Origin of the sequence: Paenibacillus sp. FSL H8-0280, from assembly GCF_045040665.1 — a bacterium.
In the GTDB taxonomy this organism is placed as follows: domain Bacteria; phylum Bacillota; class Bacilli; order Paenibacillales; family Paenibacillaceae; genus Paenibacillus; species Paenibacillus xylanexedens_A.
The window spans coordinates 6,721,611-6,740,408 of record NZ_CP150296.1 but is presented as its reverse complement, the minus strand read 5'-3'; the positions used below and the strand labels follow the sequence as shown (position 1 = coordinate 6,740,408).

Genomic DNA, 18,798 nt, shown 5'->3' with positions numbered 1-18,798 from the left:
TCATATGAATATAAGTCCGGCGAAGCTGTTGCTTCCCGGCTTTTTTTGCGTTGAGATCCTACGGATGAAATATTGCACAGATATATCTAATGTTTAAACCTCTTTTTATGGCATACATATAGTAAAATATAGGGAAAAGATTAAACATCAACCAACGGAGGAAGCTCATGAAGGAGTTTAAGGATCGGCTTCAACAGGTTCAGGAGCAGCAGAAACAGCTGGCGAAGGAGTATCACGCCTTGCTCCAGGAATACCAGTCCGATGACCTGATCGTTAAGAATGAACAGTTACAGGAACAGTATGAAGCTCACAAACTCAAGTTGCACCAGCTTGAGCTTCGCTCACGCAAGATGGAAGAAGAGAATGCACGTCTTCGTATGGCGTTATCCGAACAGATGTTGGATGAGAAGCTGAATCTGATCCGCGTATCCCGAGAGAAGATGGAGACCTATTTTCAAGGGAAAACAGCAGTACATAATGATCGAATTGCATTCCATGAACATCGAACCAAATCCAATCTGAACGCGCTGTATAACCAGGCAGCACAGGAGTTGCAAGAGGACTCCCACGAGGTGAAGGAGAGGATTGCTTACCTTGCGGCAGAGGTGAATGAGCGCATTGAATCGCACAGACGAGCTGTACGGGATAGAGAAGAGGCTCTACGCGGGCACATGGAACGTGGATATGAGCATATGGCGGAGGAAGGGTTGAGCGAAGAGACTATTCAACGCCGGATCAAGCAGAATCGCATGGAGATGAAGATTGGACTCAGCTGGATCAACAAAGTAGCCATCCTGCTCCTCATTCTGGGCGTTGGAGCAGCGTTCCAATATTCGTACTCGACCTGGTTCAATGACGAGATGAAGAGCGGAGCCTTTTTCCTGCTCGGTGCACTGATGCTTGCTGGAGGAGAGTGGCTGTTCCGCCGCAAAAGGCAGACGTTTGCGATGGGGCTGCTCGGCGGTGGGATATCCGTATTGTTCGGCTCCGTCTTCTATAGTTACTTTTTACTGCATATTATCGGGTTATATACGGGACTTGCCCTGTCTGTATTGGTATCGGCAATCTCCGTATTGTTGTCCTTGAGATACCAATCGAAGACCATCTGTTCACTAGGTCTCGTGGGCGGATATCTTCCGTTATTCTCCTACATGTTCTCGTTCGGGCTTGAAGGCCCTGCTGTCTATGTAGCCATGATCTATCTGCTGCTCTTAAACGGCATTATTGTGTTCATTTCGTTTGGAAAACGGTGGCCAGTGGTGCACTATATCAGTTTCCTGTTCAACACACCATCCATGCTCATCCTTTTATGGCTGTCGCCAAGTGAGAAAATTGGCATGTTGTATTCCATTGTGACGTTTGCATTATATCTGGGCATTACGCTGGCATATCCGTTCAAACACCGAATGAAGTTAACCTGGTGGGATTTCGCTCTACTCGCCATGAATACGAGCATCAGCTGTCTGATGTTATACGTGTTATTTGATGTGGCGGGTTGGAATGATGCTCAGGGCTTGCTGGCGTTGATCTTCTGCGTGGTTTATCTGGGCCTCGCACGATTCGTCCAGCGCCATATGGCTCAGGAGAAACAGACGATATTACTCTTCTATGTCACTTCCCTGACCTTTGCCATTCTGATTATTCCGTTCCAATTCGGGGCCAAGTGGTTATCGATGGGTTGGTTAATCGAAGGGGTTCTGCTGGTTACGCTTGGACATCTGAAACGGCTCAAGTCGGTGGAACGTGCCGGATGGGGCATCGTTCTTCTATGTCTAATCACTTTTGTGTACTACGATCTGCTGGCGCTATTCTTCATCGGGGAACGTTCTTATTTTATGTTAAAATACTCCAGCATTACGCTGGGGACCCTGCTGATTACACTGTATTATGCCTGGGCAGTTCACAGCAACTCATCTTCCAGAGAGAGATTTAATTACAGCCCGCTGGAGCTTGGCTTCCTGAACGGATTCAAGTATGTGACACTTGCGAATCTGTGGTTATACGTGCTGTATGAGTCAAATGAATTGTATACCAGAGCTGTCGATGGGACGTTCCTGTTATACATGTTCTACAAGTTACTCATGTTCGCAGCGCTCACCATTGCATTGGCCTATGGACTGAACAAAGTGAAGCTGCTGCGTGATCGATACGTGCAGGTGTATACCACCTTCCTGCATGCTATTGGCTGCTGTATTGCATTAGCCGTAACCTTAACCATGCCAGCGCTTCAGCCGGAAGTTCAGCAGCATACAGCGGCGGAGATTGTTGGTTTACTGGTGTTAATTATCTTTAACGTAGGGGTATTCTTTGCAGGAAGGGATCTGCTGATTGCCGGCATCCGCGGGCAGTTCAAGAGCATTGAATGGTACCCGGTTATCGCAGGGGTGTATCTGCTGGGTGTCATCACCGTCTTCCTCACAATTCAGTTCCAATGGGGCGATGTGGGGCTGATGTTCAGCCTGATCTATCTGCTGCTGGCGATTCTCTATATTGCCTATGGATTCCGGAGAAAATATGTCATGATTCGGCGTCTGGGCCTAGGACTAACGTTGTTCGCCACGGGTAAGATGGTGTTCTATGATGTGGGGATGCTTACCTCGGGCAGCAAAATCTTTGCCTATTTCAGCTTTGGCGTACTATTGCTTGGGATCTCTTACCTGTATCAGAAGGTGTCCAGCCGGATGGAGGAAGTACAGTCCAGAGTGACAGCGAAGCCTGGCGACGAAGCGGATGTGCCTGAGGAAGACCAAGATTAATTTGGGTTTTGAACGACTGTATTTACCTTTGCGATTATCGGAGGAGTGATTCTTGAAATGGGATTCGACCTGAAAATTATGCTTTGGCAGTTGTTATGGTTCGCTGGCCCTGTAGCTCTTGTTGTGTATGGCTGGAGGAAATTCGGCGCGAGAAAGAAGCGGCAATGACGTGAATGTGGGTGAGATGGTGGGAATGTCCGCTGTCCACTTCACTTCGCTTTGAGAAATAAGTCGTGTAATATAGATTTTTTGTATTAAAATGAGGCTCCGGGCTGCTGTTACCAGCAATCTGGGGCCTTATTGATGTGAGTCTATGGCTTAGCCTAATATGACATTCGTGAAACGTTTTGCGGCGAGATCACGTTATAATAGAGTAGACTAGGGCTGGATCTTCATTTGTAACCATGAGGTTTCGGAAGCCGATGTGCCTTTTAGTGATTCTCCGCCATCATCGTTCATACGGGAGAGCACGGTTAATGTCATGGACAGGGCAAAGGCGAGCAATACGTATATGAAAATGTTTTTTTTGTTCATTAGAAGGTACCTCTCTTGTTGAATGAGCTAAAGTAGACATCCGGCCGTCATGAGAAAAAAAGCACAACGTCTGGTATAGTAGAGTGAGTAGAACCGAACATAAATCGTTCCTGTATACCACTATAATGAACTATAGCGGTTCAAACAATGGAACAAATCTGATGATTTTATCATTATTGTTGAAGATATGTATATAGAGATCGAGTGATCGTTGAAGGTGGGAGAATAATATGCGGGAGACGGCAAAAATCGTCATTCGTACGCCAGGGCAGGAAAGTGACGGCTCGTTCGCTTATGTAAGCCAGGGTCGATCCATTACGGTGGGACGTTACACAGGCGGTAGTGAATTGGACTTGTCTGTTTATAATCAGATGATATCGAAGCGGCATTGCCGCATTCATTATGATGTACAGCAACAGTTATGGATCGAGGATCTGGATAGCAAAAATGGTACCGAACTGAACGGGCAGCGCCTCGTTCCCTATGAGAAATATCCGTTTAGCGAGGGCGATAGCCTGACGTTGGTCAACGGACTGATCCAGCTCTGCACGGAAGGTGATCTTGGAGAGACAAGGGAATATCGGGTGTCGGATCTGCTGGGTGAGGGTGTACGGTTACAGGATCACCTGCAAACCGTACAGATCGGTGAAGTGGAGATTCCGCTGTCCAAGAAGGAGTATCAGCTGTTCAAGCTGCTGTATAGTCAACTGGACCACTTTGTGACAAGGGAACAGATTGTGGCTCAGGTGTGGCCGGAGCGGAGCATGCTGGAGAGTGAAGCGGTAGGGATTGACGAGATTAACTCCTTAATCTATCGGACGAATCGTAAGTTGGGTGTACACTTTACCATTAAGTCCGTTTATAAAAAGGGTGTATATATGAAGTCTCATGTGCCTGAATGAATGAGTGATAACAAAGGGATGAGTTCATGTTCATCATTTACCTGATTCCATGGTTGATTGCTGTGGTGACATTGATCGGTGTCATATCCATCGTACTTGTGAGTTGGAAAAACGGAATTTCCCCGATGCCCACATCCGGCCGTGTCAGGCAGGTGGTCATTCAAGAGGTAAACCGTATTCCGGGGTACGGGGATGTGCTCGAAGCCGGCTCCGGATGGGGTACACTGGGGTTGGATGTTGTAAGGCACTGTCCTGGCAAAAGGCTGACCGGGATTGAGAATTCGAGAATCCCCTTATGGTCTTCCCAAATAATTGCCTATCACAGTGTTCGCTTACGTCGAGCCAAGGGAAACAAACACTCTCTCAAGGGCAGGCTGCGCTTCATGCGCGGGGATATCTACACCAGTTCCTATGAACATGCGGATTGTGTGATCTGTTATCTATTCCCGGGAGCCATGACTAAGCTTTTGGACAAGTTCAGTCGAGAGCTTCCGCCGGGTGCCAAGGTGATTAGTGTCTGTTTTGCGCTGCCGGGTAAGGAACCGCTACGCACAATAACATGTCGAGATGCCTTGCGCACCAAGGTGTATGTGTATTCCTTTTAAAGAAAAGAACAGGAAAGTGATCACCAGGTTTTTGCTCAGCTGGAGTGCTGTAAGCCTTCTGCCATAACGTTAATGGATGAAAGAGTGTGCTCCATATCATAGTAATGCAGAAACCACGTAGGAACGAGGATGCGAAAAAGGCCCCGAACTCACTATGAAGTGATTCGGAGCCTTTTTGTCTCGCCTTTGAGTTGGGGCAAGAGATTGCTTGATTATTGCTTACCGCACATATTACTTTGCAGAATCGGTAGTGCCTGTGCTGTCGGATGTTGTACCGGATTGGGATCTGTTTCTGCCGCCTCCGAATCCGCCTTGTCCACCGCCGCCACCAGGACCGCCCATACCTGTATTGGCAGTGGTTACACCAGATTCATTCACCCAAGTCACATTACTGGTCGATTGGAAGGCAACCACTTGAGTTCCGCCACTGTAGGTACCGTCTGTGTAGAGTCCATCCACGGCTTTACCTGTAGATGTACCACCGGAGTAGATCACGTAGGAACCATCTTTTGCAAGATCCTGTGAGCTGACAACCACGGTTTGATAATCTTTTGCTGGTGCAAAGGTCAGGATGTTGTTGCCTTCGCTATCTTGTACATGTACAAGTGTTCCAGCTTTTTGCGTTGCAGGGAACGTCATCACAATGGTATTTTGCGTAGATGCATCAGATGTTCCTTGTGCCATACCCGAGCTGCCAGCAGCTACCAAGTATCCACCACTGATTTCAAATGTGCCGTCATAATCCAATGCTCCGTTGCCGCTATTCGTCGGTCCGTTCACAATAACCGTTCCGCCAGTCATGTCAATGGAACCATTGGAATCCAGCCCGTCACCACCTGCGTTCACAGTGAGGGAGCCGCCGTTAATGTGGAACTCGTTATTGCTTGCTGCTGCACCACCCATACCGCCCGGTCCACGTCCTTGCTGATTAGCAGTTGTACCTTGGGATGCCTGATCGGTAGTCGATGTTGTGCCTGTTGTTTCGGTTACAGAGATGTTGGATGTCGTTGCGGCATCCGTTGCTGTAGTCGCGCTATCTGTACTTGCCGTTGTATTCGCAGCTGTTTCCGTCTCGCCACCTGCAGCATTTACGCCATCATCGGATGCCGTTACATCCACATCCCCATCGTTCAGGGTGATGATTGCACCTTCAAGTCCTTCATAACTCTTCGCAATCGTGATGGTTCCGCCGTTAATCGTCAGGGCCTGATCGGCATGAATGCCGTCATCACCGGATTCAATGTTGAATGTTCCGTCGTTAACTGTCACGTTATTGTTGCTGTGCAGGGAATCATCCATGGAATCAATGGTATACGTACCGCCATTAACCGTCAGGTCTGTACCTGCTTTGAGTGCTTTTGCACTTGTGGACTCAGTAGCTGTTGTTGCAGTGTCCGCATCAGCATTGTTATCCGTTGTTGTTGTGTTAGTAGAGCTGGATGCTGTTGCACCGTTCGTATTAGCACCTGCATTCGTACCGCTGTTAGTAGGCATCTCCGGCATATCCGCAGGAGGTTCGCCATCTGGTGGTGTGCCCATATCCGTTGGAGGTGTGCCGCCACCCCATCCACCGCCACCGCCGCCAAACGGACCTTCTTCTACTTTGGCTGGTGCATTGGCACTACCACCACCCGTTACAATGTTGTATGTGCCGCCATCCGCCACGAGTGCGGTTTCGGCTTGAATACCGTCGTTACCACTTTGGATATCGAAGGTACCTCCTGCGATAGCAACGTAACCTTTGGTGGTATCTGTGTCATTGGTTGATTTAATACCGTCGCCTTCGGCTTCAATGCTAATGGTGCCCGCTTGAATTGCAACCATATCTTTACCTTTGATGCCGTCATCGGCTGCTTTGACACTGATGCTACCGCTAATGATTTTCAAATCATCCTTGCTCGTAATACCTTCATTATAGTTACCTGTGACGGTCAATTGACCTGCACCGTTGAATGTAAGATCCGCTTTGCTGAAGATCGCAGCATCGGGCTCGTCTGTCGTAGCATCGGCGTACACATATGTTTTACCATCGGAAACCGTATTCTTGGTTCCTTTTTCTAGCGTAATCACCGCTTTACCAGCCTTCTGAATGTAGATCGCGGCGCTGTCGTTATCATGAATTGTTGCTCCGTTTAATACGAGATGTACAGTGCCCTTATCGGCAACGTTAACCACGATCTGGCCATCCGTTAGCTCACCGCTAAGTACATAAGTGCCTGCTTCGGTGATGGTTACCGAACCATTCGCTGCTTTGGCACCCGAACCGGTCACCGTTGCAGTTGTGCCATTCAGCTTAATCGCTGTGGAATCTGCCTCACTCCAGCTAATGTTGGTATCGTCAGCGTCCAGAGAGACCAGATCCGCGTATTTTACAGAAGTTTGCTCGCTGAAAGATACCGTTTTGGTTGTTCCTGTCGTTGATGTTGCGGCATTGGCGGTTGTGCTTGTCGTTGCTGGTGCACTGCATGCTGCGAGTAGGCTGGTAATCATGGCGATGGACCAAAGTTTGCTGCCTGTTATCATGTTTTTCTTCATATTAGATCGTTCCCTTCGAATTAAAAATTAATATTCCGTTGTTGGACTCATGGTTAACGAGATATCCAGGTTGCCGTTCCGGGTACGGATGGCATCGAGGAATTCTTTTTGGCTAACACTTTCGTGAATGGTTACACTGTAGACCAGCTCATACAGACTGCCGAGTTCGGTCGTTCTGATTTTTTTCAGATCAAAAGGTACGTTGAATTTATGGAACACTTCATTAAGAGCTTCTTCATAGCTTAAGTTTTCGGGAATGGTGACTTTCAGCGTTTTCAGCTGACTTTTCTTGCCGCCGAAGTTGAAGCGACTCAGGACAAACATCAGTACACACAGGATAATGGTGAACAGAACCGCGTATCCAAAAGCGCCTACACCGCAGGCCAGACCGGAAGCCATCGTGAACAATACATAAGCAATGTCCTTTGGATCACCAGGGGCACTTCGGAATCGGATGATCGAGAAGGCACCTGCCAAGCTGAATGCTCGAGCGATGTTGCTGCCGATCAGCAGGATGATGATGGCGACAATGACGGGCAGAACAACCATCGTTAAGGTGAAGCTCTGGGAGTATGTGTTTTGGTTAGTCTTCATGTAGGTAAGGCTGATGACCAACCCCAGAATGATGGCAAGACCAATGGTGATTACAGCGTTGTTAAACGTCAGGTTGGTATCGGTTAGGGCTGAACTGAACAGTGAATCAAGCATATAGGACACGCTCTCTTTCTATAATCGTTTTATCTTGTTCTATGGATGGGTTGAAATCGGTACCTGGTACAAGAATGCGCTCTGTCTGGTAATTCAGGTTGGTTGTTCTCGCGAGATGTCTGAACTCGTTGCCGTATTTAGAGAATCCGGTACGGTACAGTCCATGTTCGGACAGCAGTTGTGACAGCCACATCGGAACGGTTTTCTCGGCTTTCACTTCCATCAGCCATCGACCGTCCTTCACCAGCGGCTCACCGTAATCTCCCTGTTCCAGCTTCAGATCGTATCTGCGACTGCGGATGTTGGTGTCAAAGGTAATGCGGAGATCGCGGCTGTTCTTGTCGAAGAGCGCTTTGCGTTCATACGCCAGATACACTTTTGGTTCAAGATCGTATACCCGAAGGAAATATTTGATCTCTTCAACAACTTGTTTGTTCATGTAATCCGCCAGCTCCGGTGCCTCTCCCGAACGGACGAATTCATAAGCTTCATCCAGCTTCAATGCTGTTCTGCGCTTGTTCACCAGGCCAAATACTTTCTTTTTGATCTCCAGATACACTTTGGCGTTCTCTTCAGGGATTCCATAAGCTCGCAGTCTCAGCTTCTCCTTGTATTTTGGTTTGGAGAGACTGGCGCGGATCAGCGAATCCTGCGGAGTGTCGAAGTACAGGTTGCTGATGGAGTAATACTCATGTTTCTTGTTGTAGGCATCCAGCTCCATGTATTTCAGCAGGTCATTGTAGAAATGTGCGTACTGCTCATCCGTCAAAAGGTACTTGCTCTCATATCGGTTGAATACTTCAATAGCCATGTGGGACTCAGTCCTTTCGTCTGTGGGTTGTATGTTTTGTTGCATCGTGTATTGCTTCCATGTCTGTATCTTAGAGCCCCAACCTTGAATGAATCTTAAATGGTTTTACATTGCGTTAACATTTTTTTACCTTCCTATAATAGTGCGCATGCACAAAATGAATTAAGATTGATTCAAGGTTTAATTGATAGAATAAGAACATATAAAACAAGTCCATTGAGAGAAATAATTCAAGCAGAGGAATGAATAGAGCATGAGAATATTAATTGCGGAAGATGAGGTTCATTTGGCAGAGGCTGTATCGCAGATTTTGAAAAAAAACAATTACTCCGTGGACATGGTCCACGACGGCAGATCAGGACTGGATTATGCGCAGAGCGGCATCTACGACCTGTTACTACTCGACATCATGATGCCGGAGATGGACGGGATCACCGTCCTGAAGAAACTCCGCAGTGAAGGCAATCATACCCCTGTCATTCTGCTTACGGCGAAAGGTGAACTATCGGACAAAGTCACAGGCCTCGATTATGGTGCCGATGATTATATCGCCAAGCCGTTTGCCACAGAGGAACTGCTGGCCCGGATTCGTGCAGCTTTACGGCGGAAGGGCGAAGTGGTTCCCGAGGATGGGCTGAAGTTTGGCGACATTGAGCTTAATACAACCCAGTTGAAGCTGAGCGTTCAGGGTAAGGAGATTAAACTGAATCTGAAGGAGAATGAACTGCTGGAGCTGTTGATTGCCCGCAAACAGGCGATTACCTCCAAAGAGCAGATTATTGAGAAGTTATGGGGATTTGATTCGGAAGTGGAGTATAACAATGTGGAGGTGTACATCTCGTTTTTACGCAAAAAGTTAACCTTCCTGAACTCTGCTGTCCGCATTAACACGATTCGGGGTGTGGGGTACGTGCTTGAGGTGACGTCCTGATGTTCAAGAAACTCCGAAATCGATTCCTAATCGTGAACCTGGTGTCCATATCTATTATGATGCTGGTGGCATTTGCGACGATCTATACAATTACGTACCAAAATGTGCAACGTGAGACGAGTATGGAGCTGTACAAGGTATCTGATTTCTATCACAGTCCTTATAATTCATCCAAGATGCCACGTGGGGAAGATGGGGGGATGGGGGCAGGCTCTGGTACAGGTTCTAGTACAGGTTCAGGTTCAGAGTCGCTGCCCTCCAATGCCATGGGTGGTGATAATGGAGGACCGGGAGGTGACCCAAACTCCCCACCGGCGCGTTCCGTTTCGTTCATGATCAAGACGGATGATCAGTGGAAGATTACGGATACGCATTCCCGATTTGATATGGAAGATACGTTCTACACCGAGGCGCTGCAAAAGGTTGACCAGAATAAAGTGGGTGATTCGGAACGGCAGACTGGACAATTCGCGCTGGATGGAACGGACTGGGCCTATGTGGTTGATCCGAGCGGTGATGGGCATATGATCGTATTTATTGATGTGACGGCACAACAAGGCATTCTGACGAATCTGATCTATACATTTGCTATTGTCGGACTGGTCATGTTGATTGTGATCTACTTCCTGAGCCGTTATTTTGCCAATCGTTCCATTGCACCAGTCAGAGAAGCCTTTGAGAAGCAAAAACAATTCATCGGGGATGCTTCTCATGAGCTGAAGACACCTCTGGCGATCATCAATACCAATGCTGACGTACTGCTTGCGAATCAGGAGGATACTATAGCAAATCAGGCGAAGTGGCTGCACTATATCAAGTCGGAAACCGAGCGCATGACCGGACTTACGAATGATCTGCTCTATCTGACACAGATGGATGACTCACGCTCCACGATGATTCATGCGAAGTTTAATATGAGTGATGCGGTAGAGAGTATTATTTTGCCGATGGAGGCCGTTATTTTTGAGAAAAACATCTCCCTTGATTACAACATTGAGCCGAATCTTACGGTTCATGGGAACAGTGAGCAGATCAAACAGGTCATTCTGATCCTGCTCGATAATGCGGTGAAGTATTCCGGTCCCAAAGGGTCGGTGAACGTCACCCTCCAGAAACAGAATAATGATGTCATGCTGGCCGTATCCAACACAGGTGAAGGCATTGCACCCGAACATCTGGATCGGATCTTCGATCGATTCTACCGTACGGATTCGTCAAGAGCCCGCAAACATGGTGGGCATGGTCTGGGGCTGGCGATTGCTCGTTCCATTGTGGATCAGCACAAAGGAGAGGTGTATGCTCGAAGCGTGGTCGGAGAGGGTGCTACATTTTACGTGCGGTTGTCGTAGGGGTGGAGTGATGAGCCAGCGTATGAAAAAATGCTACCCACGTTTTGGCTCAACACTAACCTTCGCTACCGCTATATAATCGTTCTTCAGGCATAAGTTCTGCCTGTAATGGGTTAACCTATGCTACAATGGCAACAGTATGTATGAATCAAGGAGATGAACTGAACGTGGCAGAAGCAAATGCAATTAATGAACAAGAAATGATGCAATATATTGCAGATAAAACGAAGGCAAACCAAGCGAACATCGCTCTTGTGTTGAAGCATGAGCAAGCGTACATCAACAAGGCGCACGAAAATGCCAAAGGTAACGATGTGGATATTGACGGCGATGATCTGGCGGACTACATCCTTAGTCGTAAAGATGTGAAGCTGGATGAGTTGACCGTGGAAAGCATCCTGGATGCTGAGATGGACTACTTGATGGACAAGGGTCACGCGGGATACGTCGATTAAGTTAAGTGTGGGCAAAATCTAACGAATCTCACACGCGCTATTCGGGTATTTCTCGCTCGTTTTGGAATGTAACGAATCTCAGACACGTTATTCTCTGGATTTTAGGACTTTTCGGTGCAATTGCAGCATTTCCGCGGAATTAGCGTGTCTGAGATTCGTTAGTTCAGGAAATAAGCGCTTTTAGCCGAAATAAGGTGCCCTAGGTTCGTTAGAGTAACTTAGAGTTACCACAAGGTGCAACAAGGCGTTTAATGGCTGTTTTAAAAGTGAAATCTCACAGATGCAGCCTAATGCATGGCAAGTGTTGTACTATAAAAAAGACCTCAACTCCACAATACTGTGGTGTTGAGGCCTTTTTTAGATTGTAGCGACCAGGTATTCCTTCGGGAACACCTGTCGGTATAACTTTTCTAAGGATGGACTTGAAGTTCTATCGGACCGGACCACTATATCGAATCATATGTCGAGTCTCGCTATGGGTGCAGCTCGATGAGTGTTGACCTATCGTACAGCCTCATCGCATCACTCATCTGTTGTCCTACAGTCATCCCTATTGGATATCGCTGTAAGGTGAGATTTTTAGGCAATCCCTATCAATCCTAACGTTTACAACTTCTTATTGACCCATCATACCGCCATCTACAGTGTAGAGGGAAGCTGTTACATAGGATGCTTCTTCGGACAACAGGAAGTTCATCACCGCAGCGACTTCTTCTGGTTCACCATAGCGACCCATTGGAATGGCGGACACGGTTGCGGACTGGTAGTCTTCCACGTTACCGGAATTAGCTTCGATCTGGCGCATCATACGTGTGTTGATTGTGCCTGGCAATACAGCGTTCACCCGAATATTATAAGGTGCCAGTTCATTTGCAGCGGTACGCGTGAGACCAACCACGGCATGTTTGGACATAATATATGGAGATACAGCAGGTGCACCCATCAGACCCGCGAGGGAAGAGGTATTGAGAATCGCACCTGATTTTTGTTTTTTCATCACTGGAATGACATTTTGCAGACCCAGGAATACCCCACGAATGTTGACGTTATATACGGTGTCGAGTGCTTCAACACTCAGGTCTTCGATCAGTCCTGTTGGACCTTCAATCCCGGCATTGTTAGCAAAATAATCGATTCGTCCAAAAGCATCCAATGCTTTTTGCACATAGTTTTTCACGTCTGCTTCTTGGGATACGTTCGCTTTTACGGCGATGACGTGCTCTGTGTCGAGGTTCAGATCAGTAATCGTCTGTTGGATAGCTTCTTCATTCAGGTCCACCAGAACCAAGTTGATTTTGCGCTCAGCAAGGCGGCGTGCCAATTCTTTACCAATGCCCCCGGCTGCTCCTGTAATAACGGCTGTATGTGTATAAGATGTACTCATGATATATCCGCTCCTTATTCATTATTGGCAGGTATTTCTCAAAAAAAGTTTCAACCTGTCGTCTATCTTTCCTGTCTCAATGTTAAGATATACATAGCAATGTGACAATAATCATTGACATCGCATATGTCAGCTATCGGACAGAGGTGTAAGCGGTGTTCATTTATATTACAATAATGAACAAAGGAGGCGAAAATGTTGATCATTGAACATCCTCAGGACCGGAGAGCACGAAGAACGCAGGATGCGATCATCGCTGCGGCGGTTTCTTTGATATTAGAGAAGGGAGCGGATGCCCTCACAATCCGGGATATTACGGAACGGGCGGATTACAACCGTGGAACCTTCTATTTACATTTTCCCGGCAAACCGGAGTTGTTGCAGTTCATTCTGGATGATTTTATGCAGGGAGTGGGGCGAGCTTATGCAGAACCATACGCACAGCTCAAAGAAGTGGACATGACTGTATTGCTGCCATCCACGATGCCTGTATTCGAATATATTGAAGCCCATCAGGATATCTTTCGTGCATTAATAACAATGCATTCAGATATGAGCTCCCGGCTGTGCAATATGTTTAGAACGTATCTAACCGAAGATTTTGTATTGGTGACCGAGGATAGTAAGTGGACGATTAATTACGACATCATGTTAAGTTATCTGGTATCTGCAACGGTAGGCGTAATCATGCATTGGGCAGAGATTGGATTCAAGTATTCAGCGCATTATATGGGAGAGCAGCTTACAGCGCTGATTAACATCAAACCGACCCGTCTGCTGATTGAACCAGGGCAGAAGGGTCGGACTATTCACGAGCGTATGCTGTTGGATTAAAGGTCGAATGAGAGTTTTGTTCTATATCAATTGAACTAAAGAATATTTACACTGCACACACCGATGACAGAACAACCTTCCGATCGCTGTTATCCCCAGATTTTTTTGATTCCTTTTATAAAGGGTAAATCCGGGGATAAAGGCGAACGCTCTGCTTCTTCAGGTCGTTTCTGTCCTCTCCGTTTTGTGTAAATGTTTAGTTCAATTGATATAGATGAAGAAATCCAATTCGATTATCCTGTCATGGAGGCGTTCGCGGCCTGTTGCATCTGAAGCAGCTGTTCGCGGATCAGAACGGACTCTCCGACCATAATCAATGCCGGATTATTCACTTGATGTAACAGGGCGAGGGAATGGAGTTCGGCAAGTGTGCCGGTAATAATCCGTTCCTCCGAAGTGGTTCCCCGTTCGATTAAAGCCGCAGGGGTGTGTCCACTTTTGCCATGGTGAAGCAATTCATGTTGGATCTGGGGCAGTTGGCTAATGCCCATGTAGATGACCAGTGTGTCCACACTATGAGCGAGTAGATCCCAGCGGACCGAAGATACACTTCCATCACTGCCGGTTCCCGTGACACATGCGAAGGATGAAGCAACCCCGCGATGGGTTAACGGAATAAGGGATGAAGCGGATGTACCTACAGCTGAAGTGATGCCAGGAATGATCTCAAATGCAATCCCTGCTTCAGCCAGCACAAGCGCTTCTTCACCACCACGGCCAAAGATGAACGGATCGCCACCCTTGAGTCGTACAACTTGTTTGCCTTCTGCTGCATGCGCAGCAAGCATTCGTCCAATCATCTCCTGACTCATGGAGTGAAGGCCTGGAGCCTTGCCGCAGTAAATACGGAGTGCTCCTTCACGAGCCTCAGCGAGCAATTGATCATTCACAAGCCGATCATACATAATGACATCTGCGGACTGAATACGTTTCAGGGCTTTTACCGTAATCAGATCCGGATCTCCAGGACCAGCGCCAACAATACTAACCAGGCCCCTGCTCATGATCGTGTCCCCAGTTTCGGTGCAGCATCGGTACTTGCTAATCCTGAACGACCACCCTGAATGGTTGCCAGTTTGGACGAGAGCTTCACCGGATTTCCCCAGTGGTGAGCGGCATACAGACCGAGGCCTGTAAATACAGCTCCGCCAATGAGGTTGCCCACCAACACCGGGATCTGATTCCACAGCCACCAGTCAGCGAGACTGACCTGTGCACCAAGCATCATGCCTGCCGGAATGACGAACATATTTACCACAGCATGCTCAAATCCCTGAGCAAAAAATATGGTAATGGGCAGCCACATCGCTACGATTTTGCCCAGTGTAGAAGTGGACGTCATTGCCATCACTGCCCCGAGTGTGACCATCCAGTTACATAGAATGGCCTTGATGGTGACCAGTACAATGCCAGCCCCACCCAAGTGCTGATATCCCAATGTTTTGGTTTCACTGGTCTGGATCAGCGTTTGAATTAGAGGGTTGCTCATATCCGTACCCATCTTGGTAATGGTCAAGCCGTATAAGAGAGCATAGAATGCACATCCGAGCAGATGTCCTGTGATCACCCAAAAATAATTCCGGAGCATATCCATCCATGTAATTCTGCGTTTCAACACTGCAAGTGGAAGCATCGCAAAGTTTCCTGTCACTAATTCAAGGCCCAGCAGAATAATGATGACAAATCCCGCCGGGAATATCAGTGCACCTGCCAAACCAACGGAAGTTTGAGATACAGCGGTATATGCCAGTGTGGTTGCAAAGGCAAGGATAGCCCCCGCCAGAAAACCGCGGATCAGCATCTGTACCCGATTCATTCTGGCTTTGCTCTCACCAGCTTCGAGCATCGATTGCAGCACTTCTGCAGGTTTAACAAAATCCATAGCGCACGCCTCCTTGATGTCAGGGTATCTCTAGCCTTTAACCCGCAATTGTGATGAAGATTTCTCCGCTGTTGCCGTCTACTTCTGTTTTGTAGGTATTCAAGCAGCCTTCATCCGGCTCGTGTACCTTACCGCTACGCAGATCAATCTTCCAATCATGCAAAGGACAATGAACTGATGTCCCGCACACCATGCCTTCCGACAGCTTGCCGCCCTTGTGAGGGCAGCGATTCTCGACGGCGTGCAGACTTCCGTCGCTCAGTTTGAAGACTGCAATTTCGGTATCCTGTATCAGGAAGGTCCGTGCTCCCTTTTCATCAATATCTGCAAGGTGTCCAATTCGGAATTTGTTCATCGCTGTTCCTCCTCTTCTAGTGGGTTACCGGCTCGGCACCGGACAGTGGGGTGAAGTTTTTACGTAATTTCTCGTCTTGAATGATTTCTTTCCAAGGATCAACCGTGTGACCCAGTGTAACTTCCAGACGTTCTACCAGAGCGAGACGTACATCCCGATCAGCCAATGCTTTCTTCACATGATCCAGACCTACCCGTTCAATCCATGCCGCTGTTCTCTCATTCCATTTTGCATTCTCTCTATAATATTGCAGGTAAGAGTAAGTCCACTCTTCCACTTCCGCATCGGTCTTCACCGTACATAGCAACTCGGCTGCACGAACCTTGACTCCCGCGTTACCGCCAACATGAATCTCCCAAGCGCCATCAATGGCGACAACACCCAGATCCTTGATAGTCGCTTCAGCACAGTTCCGCGGACATCCGGAGACAGCGAGCTTCACTTTGGCTGGAGCCACCATTTTGTCGAGTTTTTTCTCCAGACGAATACCCATCTCAATGGAATCCTGTGTGCCGAATCGGCAGAACGTGTTACCTACACAAGTCTTCACTGTACGCAGCGCCTTGCCATAACCGAAACCGGAAGGCATATCGAGCTCTTCCCAGATCTTCGGCAGGTTCTCCTTTTGTACACCGAGCAGATCGAGTCGTTGTCCACCCGTGAATTTTACCAATGGCACATCGTATTTCTCTGCGACAGTCGCAATCTTGATCAATTCCGCCGGGGATGTGACACCACCATAGATCCGTGGAATAACGGAATAGGTACCGTCCTTCTGGATGTTGGCGTGATAACGTTCATTGGTGAATTTGGATACACGCTCATCTGCATATTCAGCCGGCCAGATCATACCGAGGTAATAGTTCAGGGAAGGACGACACTTGGAACAACCTTCTGGCTCATTCCACCCGAGAACGTTCATGACTTCTTTAACGCTTTTGAGACCCATTTCCTTGATCTGTGCAACAATCTCATCCCGATCATAGGATGTGCAGCCACAGATGCCTTCTTTGGTCTGTTCACCTACATTATCACCGGCATAATATGTGAGCAGGTTTTCGATAATAGGTTTGCACCCACCGCAAGAAGCGGAAGCTTTGGTACACGACTTGATTGCACCGAGTGTATTACAGCCTTTATTCAGAACAGCGTCCCCGATGGAAGATTTGGTAACACCGTTACAACCACAGACAATCTCGTCATCTGGCATACTTGCCATGCGTTCCGCGACAGATGGACCTGAGCCTGAACCACCGGAAGGTACACCGAGCAAAATTTCTTTCTCCCGACCACTGATGTTCTCACCACTCTTAATGAGGGAAAACAGCGATGCGCCATCCGTGGTATCCCCGAACAATACAGCTCCAATGAGCTGCCCATCCTTGATGACCATCTTTTTGTACACACCATCAACGTCATCCTGAATACGAATGCTGCGAGTGTCCGCAGCGTCTTTGAATTGTCCGGCAGAAAATACGTCCACACCGGATACTTTCAGCTTGGTAGAAGTGACTGAACCTTCATAGCCTTCAGTTGTCGCGCCAGCCAGGCGTTTTGCGAGTACCATACCTTGTTCATATAATGGAGCAATCAGTCCGTAGGCAATACCGCGGTGTTCTGCACATTCGCCAACGGCAGAGATGCCAGGGATGCTGGTATGCATATAATCATCTACAATGACTCCACGATTCACATCGAGGCCGGTATTGCGAGCCAGTTCAATCTGCGGACGAATCCCGACAGCCATGACAACCAGATCCGCTTCAAGTACCGTTTGATCAGTGAAACGAATGGCTTTTACCCGTTGTTTGCCTGTGATTTCTTCGGTATGTTTGTTCAAAAGGAACTTCATGCCCTGCTCTTCAAGCTCCCTCTGGAGCATCAGGCCTGCCGGGAGATCTAGATTGCGGTCCATCAGATGACCGTTAATATGGATGACTGTGACGTCCATGCCCAGATTGAGCAGCCCCCGCGCTGCTTCCAGTCCTAGCAATCCGCCTCCAATGACGGCAGCTTTGCGATACTTTTGCGATGCTTGCATCATGGTCTCGCAGTCTTTAATATCTCGGAATCCGATAACGCCTTCCTTGTTAGCGCCGGGAAGTGGGAGGATGAACGCTTGTGAACCGGTTGCCATAATCAGCTCATCATAGGCTGCGCGTACACCATTCTGAGATACAACTTCCTTGTGCTTGGTATCGATCTGAACGACCGGGTCACCCGGGTACACCCGAATACCGTTATCTTCGTACCAGCTCCACTCATTGATTACGATATCTTCGATGGATGTTCCGCCAGCCAGTACGGAAGATAACATGATCCGGTTGTAGTTGGGATGCGGCTCTGCGCCGAAGACTGTAATTTCATAAGCGTGTGGAGCAAGCTTAAGGATATGTTCGATTGTGCGGATTCCCGCCATGCCATTGCCGACCAGCACCAGTTTTTTCGTTGTACTCATTATGATTAGCCCCCTTAGGTCCATTCTGCGAACTGCCTCGAAACCTTGTCTCTAAAATCGAAAAAGCCTGTTATGCCTCGGAGGACTGCGCATATACATACGCATCCCTTGCTCCGAGATTGCAAAACAGGCTTCATTGCCGTTTCAACCAGCTACGCCATTGTAACTGTGATCGATTCAAATATGGAGTTGTTATGGTTTAACTATAAAAGATCGATCTAACCATGTCAATATAGTTAACACAAAAAAGTATTTGAAATTTAAAGTTAATTATGTTTACATGAGTTTATTGGAATATC

16 protein-coding genes are annotated in these 18,798 nt (G+C 47.7%); 7 read left to right on the top strand and 9 right to left on the bottom strand.

Going from position 1 to position 18,798, the window contains the following annotated elements:
• Positions 1-167: 167 nt before the first annotated feature.
• The gene (locus tag MHI12_RS29330) at positions 168-2,756 is read left to right on the top strand and encodes a DUF2339 domain-containing protein (RefSeq protein ID WP_405171048.1); all 2,589 of its coding nucleotides are present in this window, start codon (positions 168-170) and stop codon (positions 2,754-2,756) included.
• Between the two features lie 378 nt (positions 2,757-3,134).
• Here the strand turns inward: MHI12_RS29330 and MHI12_RS29325 are convergent, their stop codons facing one another.
• Positions 3,135-3,290, bottom strand: coding sequence for a hypothetical protein (locus MHI12_RS29325; RefSeq protein ID WP_165980318.1), 156 nt, complete (start codon positions 3,288-3,290; stop codon positions 3,135-3,137).
• A 230-nt stretch (positions 3,291-3,520) separates the two neighbouring features.
• Between MHI12_RS29325 and MHI12_RS29320 the strand changes: the two genes are divergently transcribed.
• Both MHI12_RS29320 and MHI12_RS29315 read left to right on the top strand, forming a co-directional pair.
• Positions 3,521-4,192 (top strand): FHA domain-containing protein, encoded by a 672-nt coding sequence (locus MHI12_RS29320; RefSeq protein WP_405171047.1) that lies wholly within the window; start codon positions 3,521-3,523, stop codon positions 4,190-4,192.
• A 26-nt stretch (positions 4,193-4,218) separates the two neighbouring features.
• Positions 4,219-4,797: a class I SAM-dependent methyltransferase gene (locus tag MHI12_RS29315; protein WP_405171046.1), complete on the top strand. Its 579-nt coding sequence runs from the start codon at positions 4,219-4,221 to the stop codon at positions 4,795-4,797.
• Between the two features lie 231 nt (positions 4,798-5,028).
• Here MHI12_RS29315 and MHI12_RS29310 read toward each other — a convergent pair whose 3' ends face one another.
• The 3 genes from MHI12_RS29310 to MHI12_RS29300 are packed head-to-tail and all read right to left on the bottom strand — an operon-like array spanning position 5,029 to position 8,851.
• Entirely contained in the window at positions 5,029-7,332 is a 2,304-nt protein-coding gene (locus MHI12_RS29310) for a carbohydrate-binding domain-containing protein (RefSeq protein ID WP_405171045.1), read from the bottom strand.
• Between the two features lie 27 nt (positions 7,333-7,359).
• Complete coding sequence (locus MHI12_RS29305; RefSeq protein ID WP_076213922.1) at positions 7,360-8,040, bottom strand: DUF4956 domain-containing protein; 681 nt, start codon at positions 8,038-8,040, stop codon at positions 7,360-7,362.
• Positions 8,033-8,851: a polyphosphate polymerase domain-containing protein gene (locus tag MHI12_RS29300; RefSeq protein ID WP_341009526.1), complete on the bottom strand. Its 819-nt coding sequence runs from the start codon at positions 8,849-8,851 to the stop codon at positions 8,033-8,035. Before MHI12_RS29300 ends, MHI12_RS29305 begins: the two co-directional genes overlap by 8 nt.
• Positions 8,852-9,104: 253 nt before the next feature.
• Between MHI12_RS29300 and MHI12_RS29295 the strand changes: the two genes are divergently transcribed.
• From MHI12_RS29295 to MHI12_RS29285, 3 genes are all read left to right on the top strand, one after another.
• The gene (locus MHI12_RS29295; protein ID WP_036612327.1) at positions 9,105-9,782 is read left to right on the top strand and encodes a response regulator transcription factor; all 678 of its coding nucleotides are present in this window, start codon (positions 9,105-9,107) and stop codon (positions 9,780-9,782) included.
• The gene (locus tag MHI12_RS29290) at positions 9,782-11,131 is read left to right on the top strand and encodes a sensor histidine kinase (RefSeq protein ID WP_405171044.1); all 1,350 of its coding nucleotides are present in this window, start codon (positions 9,782-9,784) and stop codon (positions 11,129-11,131) included. Before MHI12_RS29295 ends, MHI12_RS29290 begins: the two co-directional genes overlap by 1 nt.
• A 200-nt stretch (positions 11,132-11,331) precedes the next feature.
• Positions 11,332-11,586: a hypothetical protein gene (locus tag MHI12_RS29285; protein ID WP_405173068.1), complete on the top strand. Its 255-nt coding sequence runs from the start codon at positions 11,332-11,334 to the stop codon at positions 11,584-11,586.
• Positions 11,587-12,202: 616 nt separating this feature from the next.
• On the opposite strand, the gene MHI12_RS29280 is transcribed toward MHI12_RS29285, so the two are convergent.
• On the bottom strand, positions 12,203-12,970 hold the full coding sequence (locus MHI12_RS29280) for an SDR family NAD(P)-dependent oxidoreductase (protein WP_405171043.1): 768 nt from the start codon (positions 12,968-12,970) through the stop codon (positions 12,203-12,205).
• 195 nt (positions 12,971-13,165) lie between these two features.
• On the opposite strand from MHI12_RS29280, the gene MHI12_RS29275 reads away from it, so the two are divergent.
• Positions 13,166-13,804 carry a TetR/AcrR family transcriptional regulator gene (locus MHI12_RS29275; protein WP_405171042.1) on the top strand — a complete coding sequence of 213 codons (639 nt, stop codon included), beginning with the start codon at positions 13,166-13,168 and terminating at the stop codon, positions 13,802-13,804.
• 233 nt (positions 13,805-14,037) lie between these two features.
• Here MHI12_RS29275 and cobA read toward each other — a convergent pair whose 3' ends face one another.
• Genes cobA through nirB form a run of 4 tightly spaced genes read right to left on the bottom strand, consistent with a single transcriptional unit; the run spans position 14,038 to position 18,499 of the window.
• The gene (gene cobA, locus MHI12_RS29270; protein WP_405171041.1) at positions 14,038-14,808 is read right to left on the bottom strand and encodes a uroporphyrinogen-III C-methyltransferase; all 771 of its coding nucleotides are present in this window, start codon (positions 14,806-14,808) and stop codon (positions 14,038-14,040) included.
• Positions 14,805-15,686 (bottom strand): formate/nitrite transporter family protein, encoded by an 882-nt coding sequence (locus MHI12_RS29265; protein WP_405171040.1) that lies wholly within the window; start codon positions 15,684-15,686, stop codon positions 14,805-14,807. Before MHI12_RS29265 ends, cobA begins: the two co-directional genes overlap by 4 nt.
• 37 nt (positions 15,687-15,723) lie before the next feature.
• Positions 15,724-16,041: a nitrite reductase small subunit NirD gene (gene nirD / locus MHI12_RS29260; RefSeq protein WP_405171039.1), complete on the bottom strand. Its 318-nt coding sequence runs from the start codon at positions 16,039-16,041 to the stop codon at positions 15,724-15,726.
• A 16-nt stretch (positions 16,042-16,057) separates the two neighbouring features.
• The gene (nirB, locus tag MHI12_RS29255; protein ID WP_405171038.1) at positions 16,058-18,499 is read right to left on the bottom strand and encodes a nitrite reductase large subunit NirB; all 2,442 of its coding nucleotides are present in this window, start codon (positions 18,497-18,499) and stop codon (positions 16,058-16,060) included.
• Between the last annotated feature and the right edge of the window lie 299 nt (positions 18,500-18,798).

Bases quoted from the DNA above. Each gene is read 5' to 3' on its own strand.
- MHI12_RS29330 (WP_405171048.1), top strand. From the start codon at position 168: ATGAAGGAGTTTAAGGATCGGCTTCAACAGGTTCAGGAGCAGCAGAAA.
- MHI12_RS29305 (WP_076213922.1), bottom strand. From the start codon at position 8,040: ATGCTTGATTCACTGTTCAGTTCAGCCCTAACCGATACCAACCTGACG.
- MHI12_RS29320 (WP_405171047.1), top strand. From the start codon at position 3,521: ATGCGGGAGACGGCAAAAATCGTCATTCGTACGCCAGGGCAGGAAAGT.
- cobA (WP_405171041.1), bottom strand. From the start codon at position 14,808: ATGAGCAGGGGCCTGGTTAGTATTGTTGGCGCTGGTCCTGGAGATCCG.
- nirB (WP_405171038.1), bottom strand. From the start codon at position 18,499: ATGAGTACAACGAAAAAACTGGTGCTGGTCGGCAATGGCATGGCGGGA.
- MHI12_RS29310 (WP_405171045.1), bottom strand. From the start codon at position 7,332: ATGAAGAAAAACATGATAACAGGCAGCAAACTTTGGTCCATCGCCATG.
- MHI12_RS29315 (WP_405171046.1), top strand. From the start codon at position 4,219: ATGTTCATCATTTACCTGATTCCATGGTTGATTGCTGTGGTGACATTG.
- MHI12_RS29265 (WP_405171040.1), bottom strand. From the start codon at position 15,686: ATGGATTTTGTTAAACCTGCAGAAGTGCTGCAATCGATGCTCGAAGCT.
- nirD (WP_405171039.1), bottom strand. From the start codon at position 16,041: ATGAACAAATTCCGAATTGGACACCTTGCAGATATTGATGAAAAGGGA.
- MHI12_RS29295 (WP_036612327.1), top strand. From the start codon at position 9,105: ATGAGAATATTAATTGCGGAAGATGAGGTTCATTTGGCAGAGGCTGTA.
- MHI12_RS29275 (WP_405171042.1), top strand. From the start codon at position 13,166: ATGTTGATCATTGAACATCCTCAGGACCGGAGAGCACGAAGAACGCAG.
- MHI12_RS29290 (WP_405171044.1), top strand. From the start codon at position 9,782: ATGTTCAAGAAACTCCGAAATCGATTCCTAATCGTGAACCTGGTGTCC.
- MHI12_RS29325 (WP_165980318.1), bottom strand. From the start codon at position 3,290: ATGAACAAAAAAAACATTTTCATATACGTATTGCTCGCCTTTGCCCTG.
- MHI12_RS29300 (WP_341009526.1), bottom strand. From the start codon at position 8,851: ATGGCTATTGAAGTATTCAACCGATATGAGAGCAAGTACCTTTTGACG.
- MHI12_RS29280 (WP_405171043.1), bottom strand. From the start codon at position 12,970: ATGAGTACATCTTATACACATACAGCCGTTATTACAGGAGCAGCCGGG.
- MHI12_RS29285 (WP_405173068.1), top strand. From the start codon at position 11,332: ATGATGCAATATATTGCAGATAAAACGAAGGCAAACCAAGCGAACATC.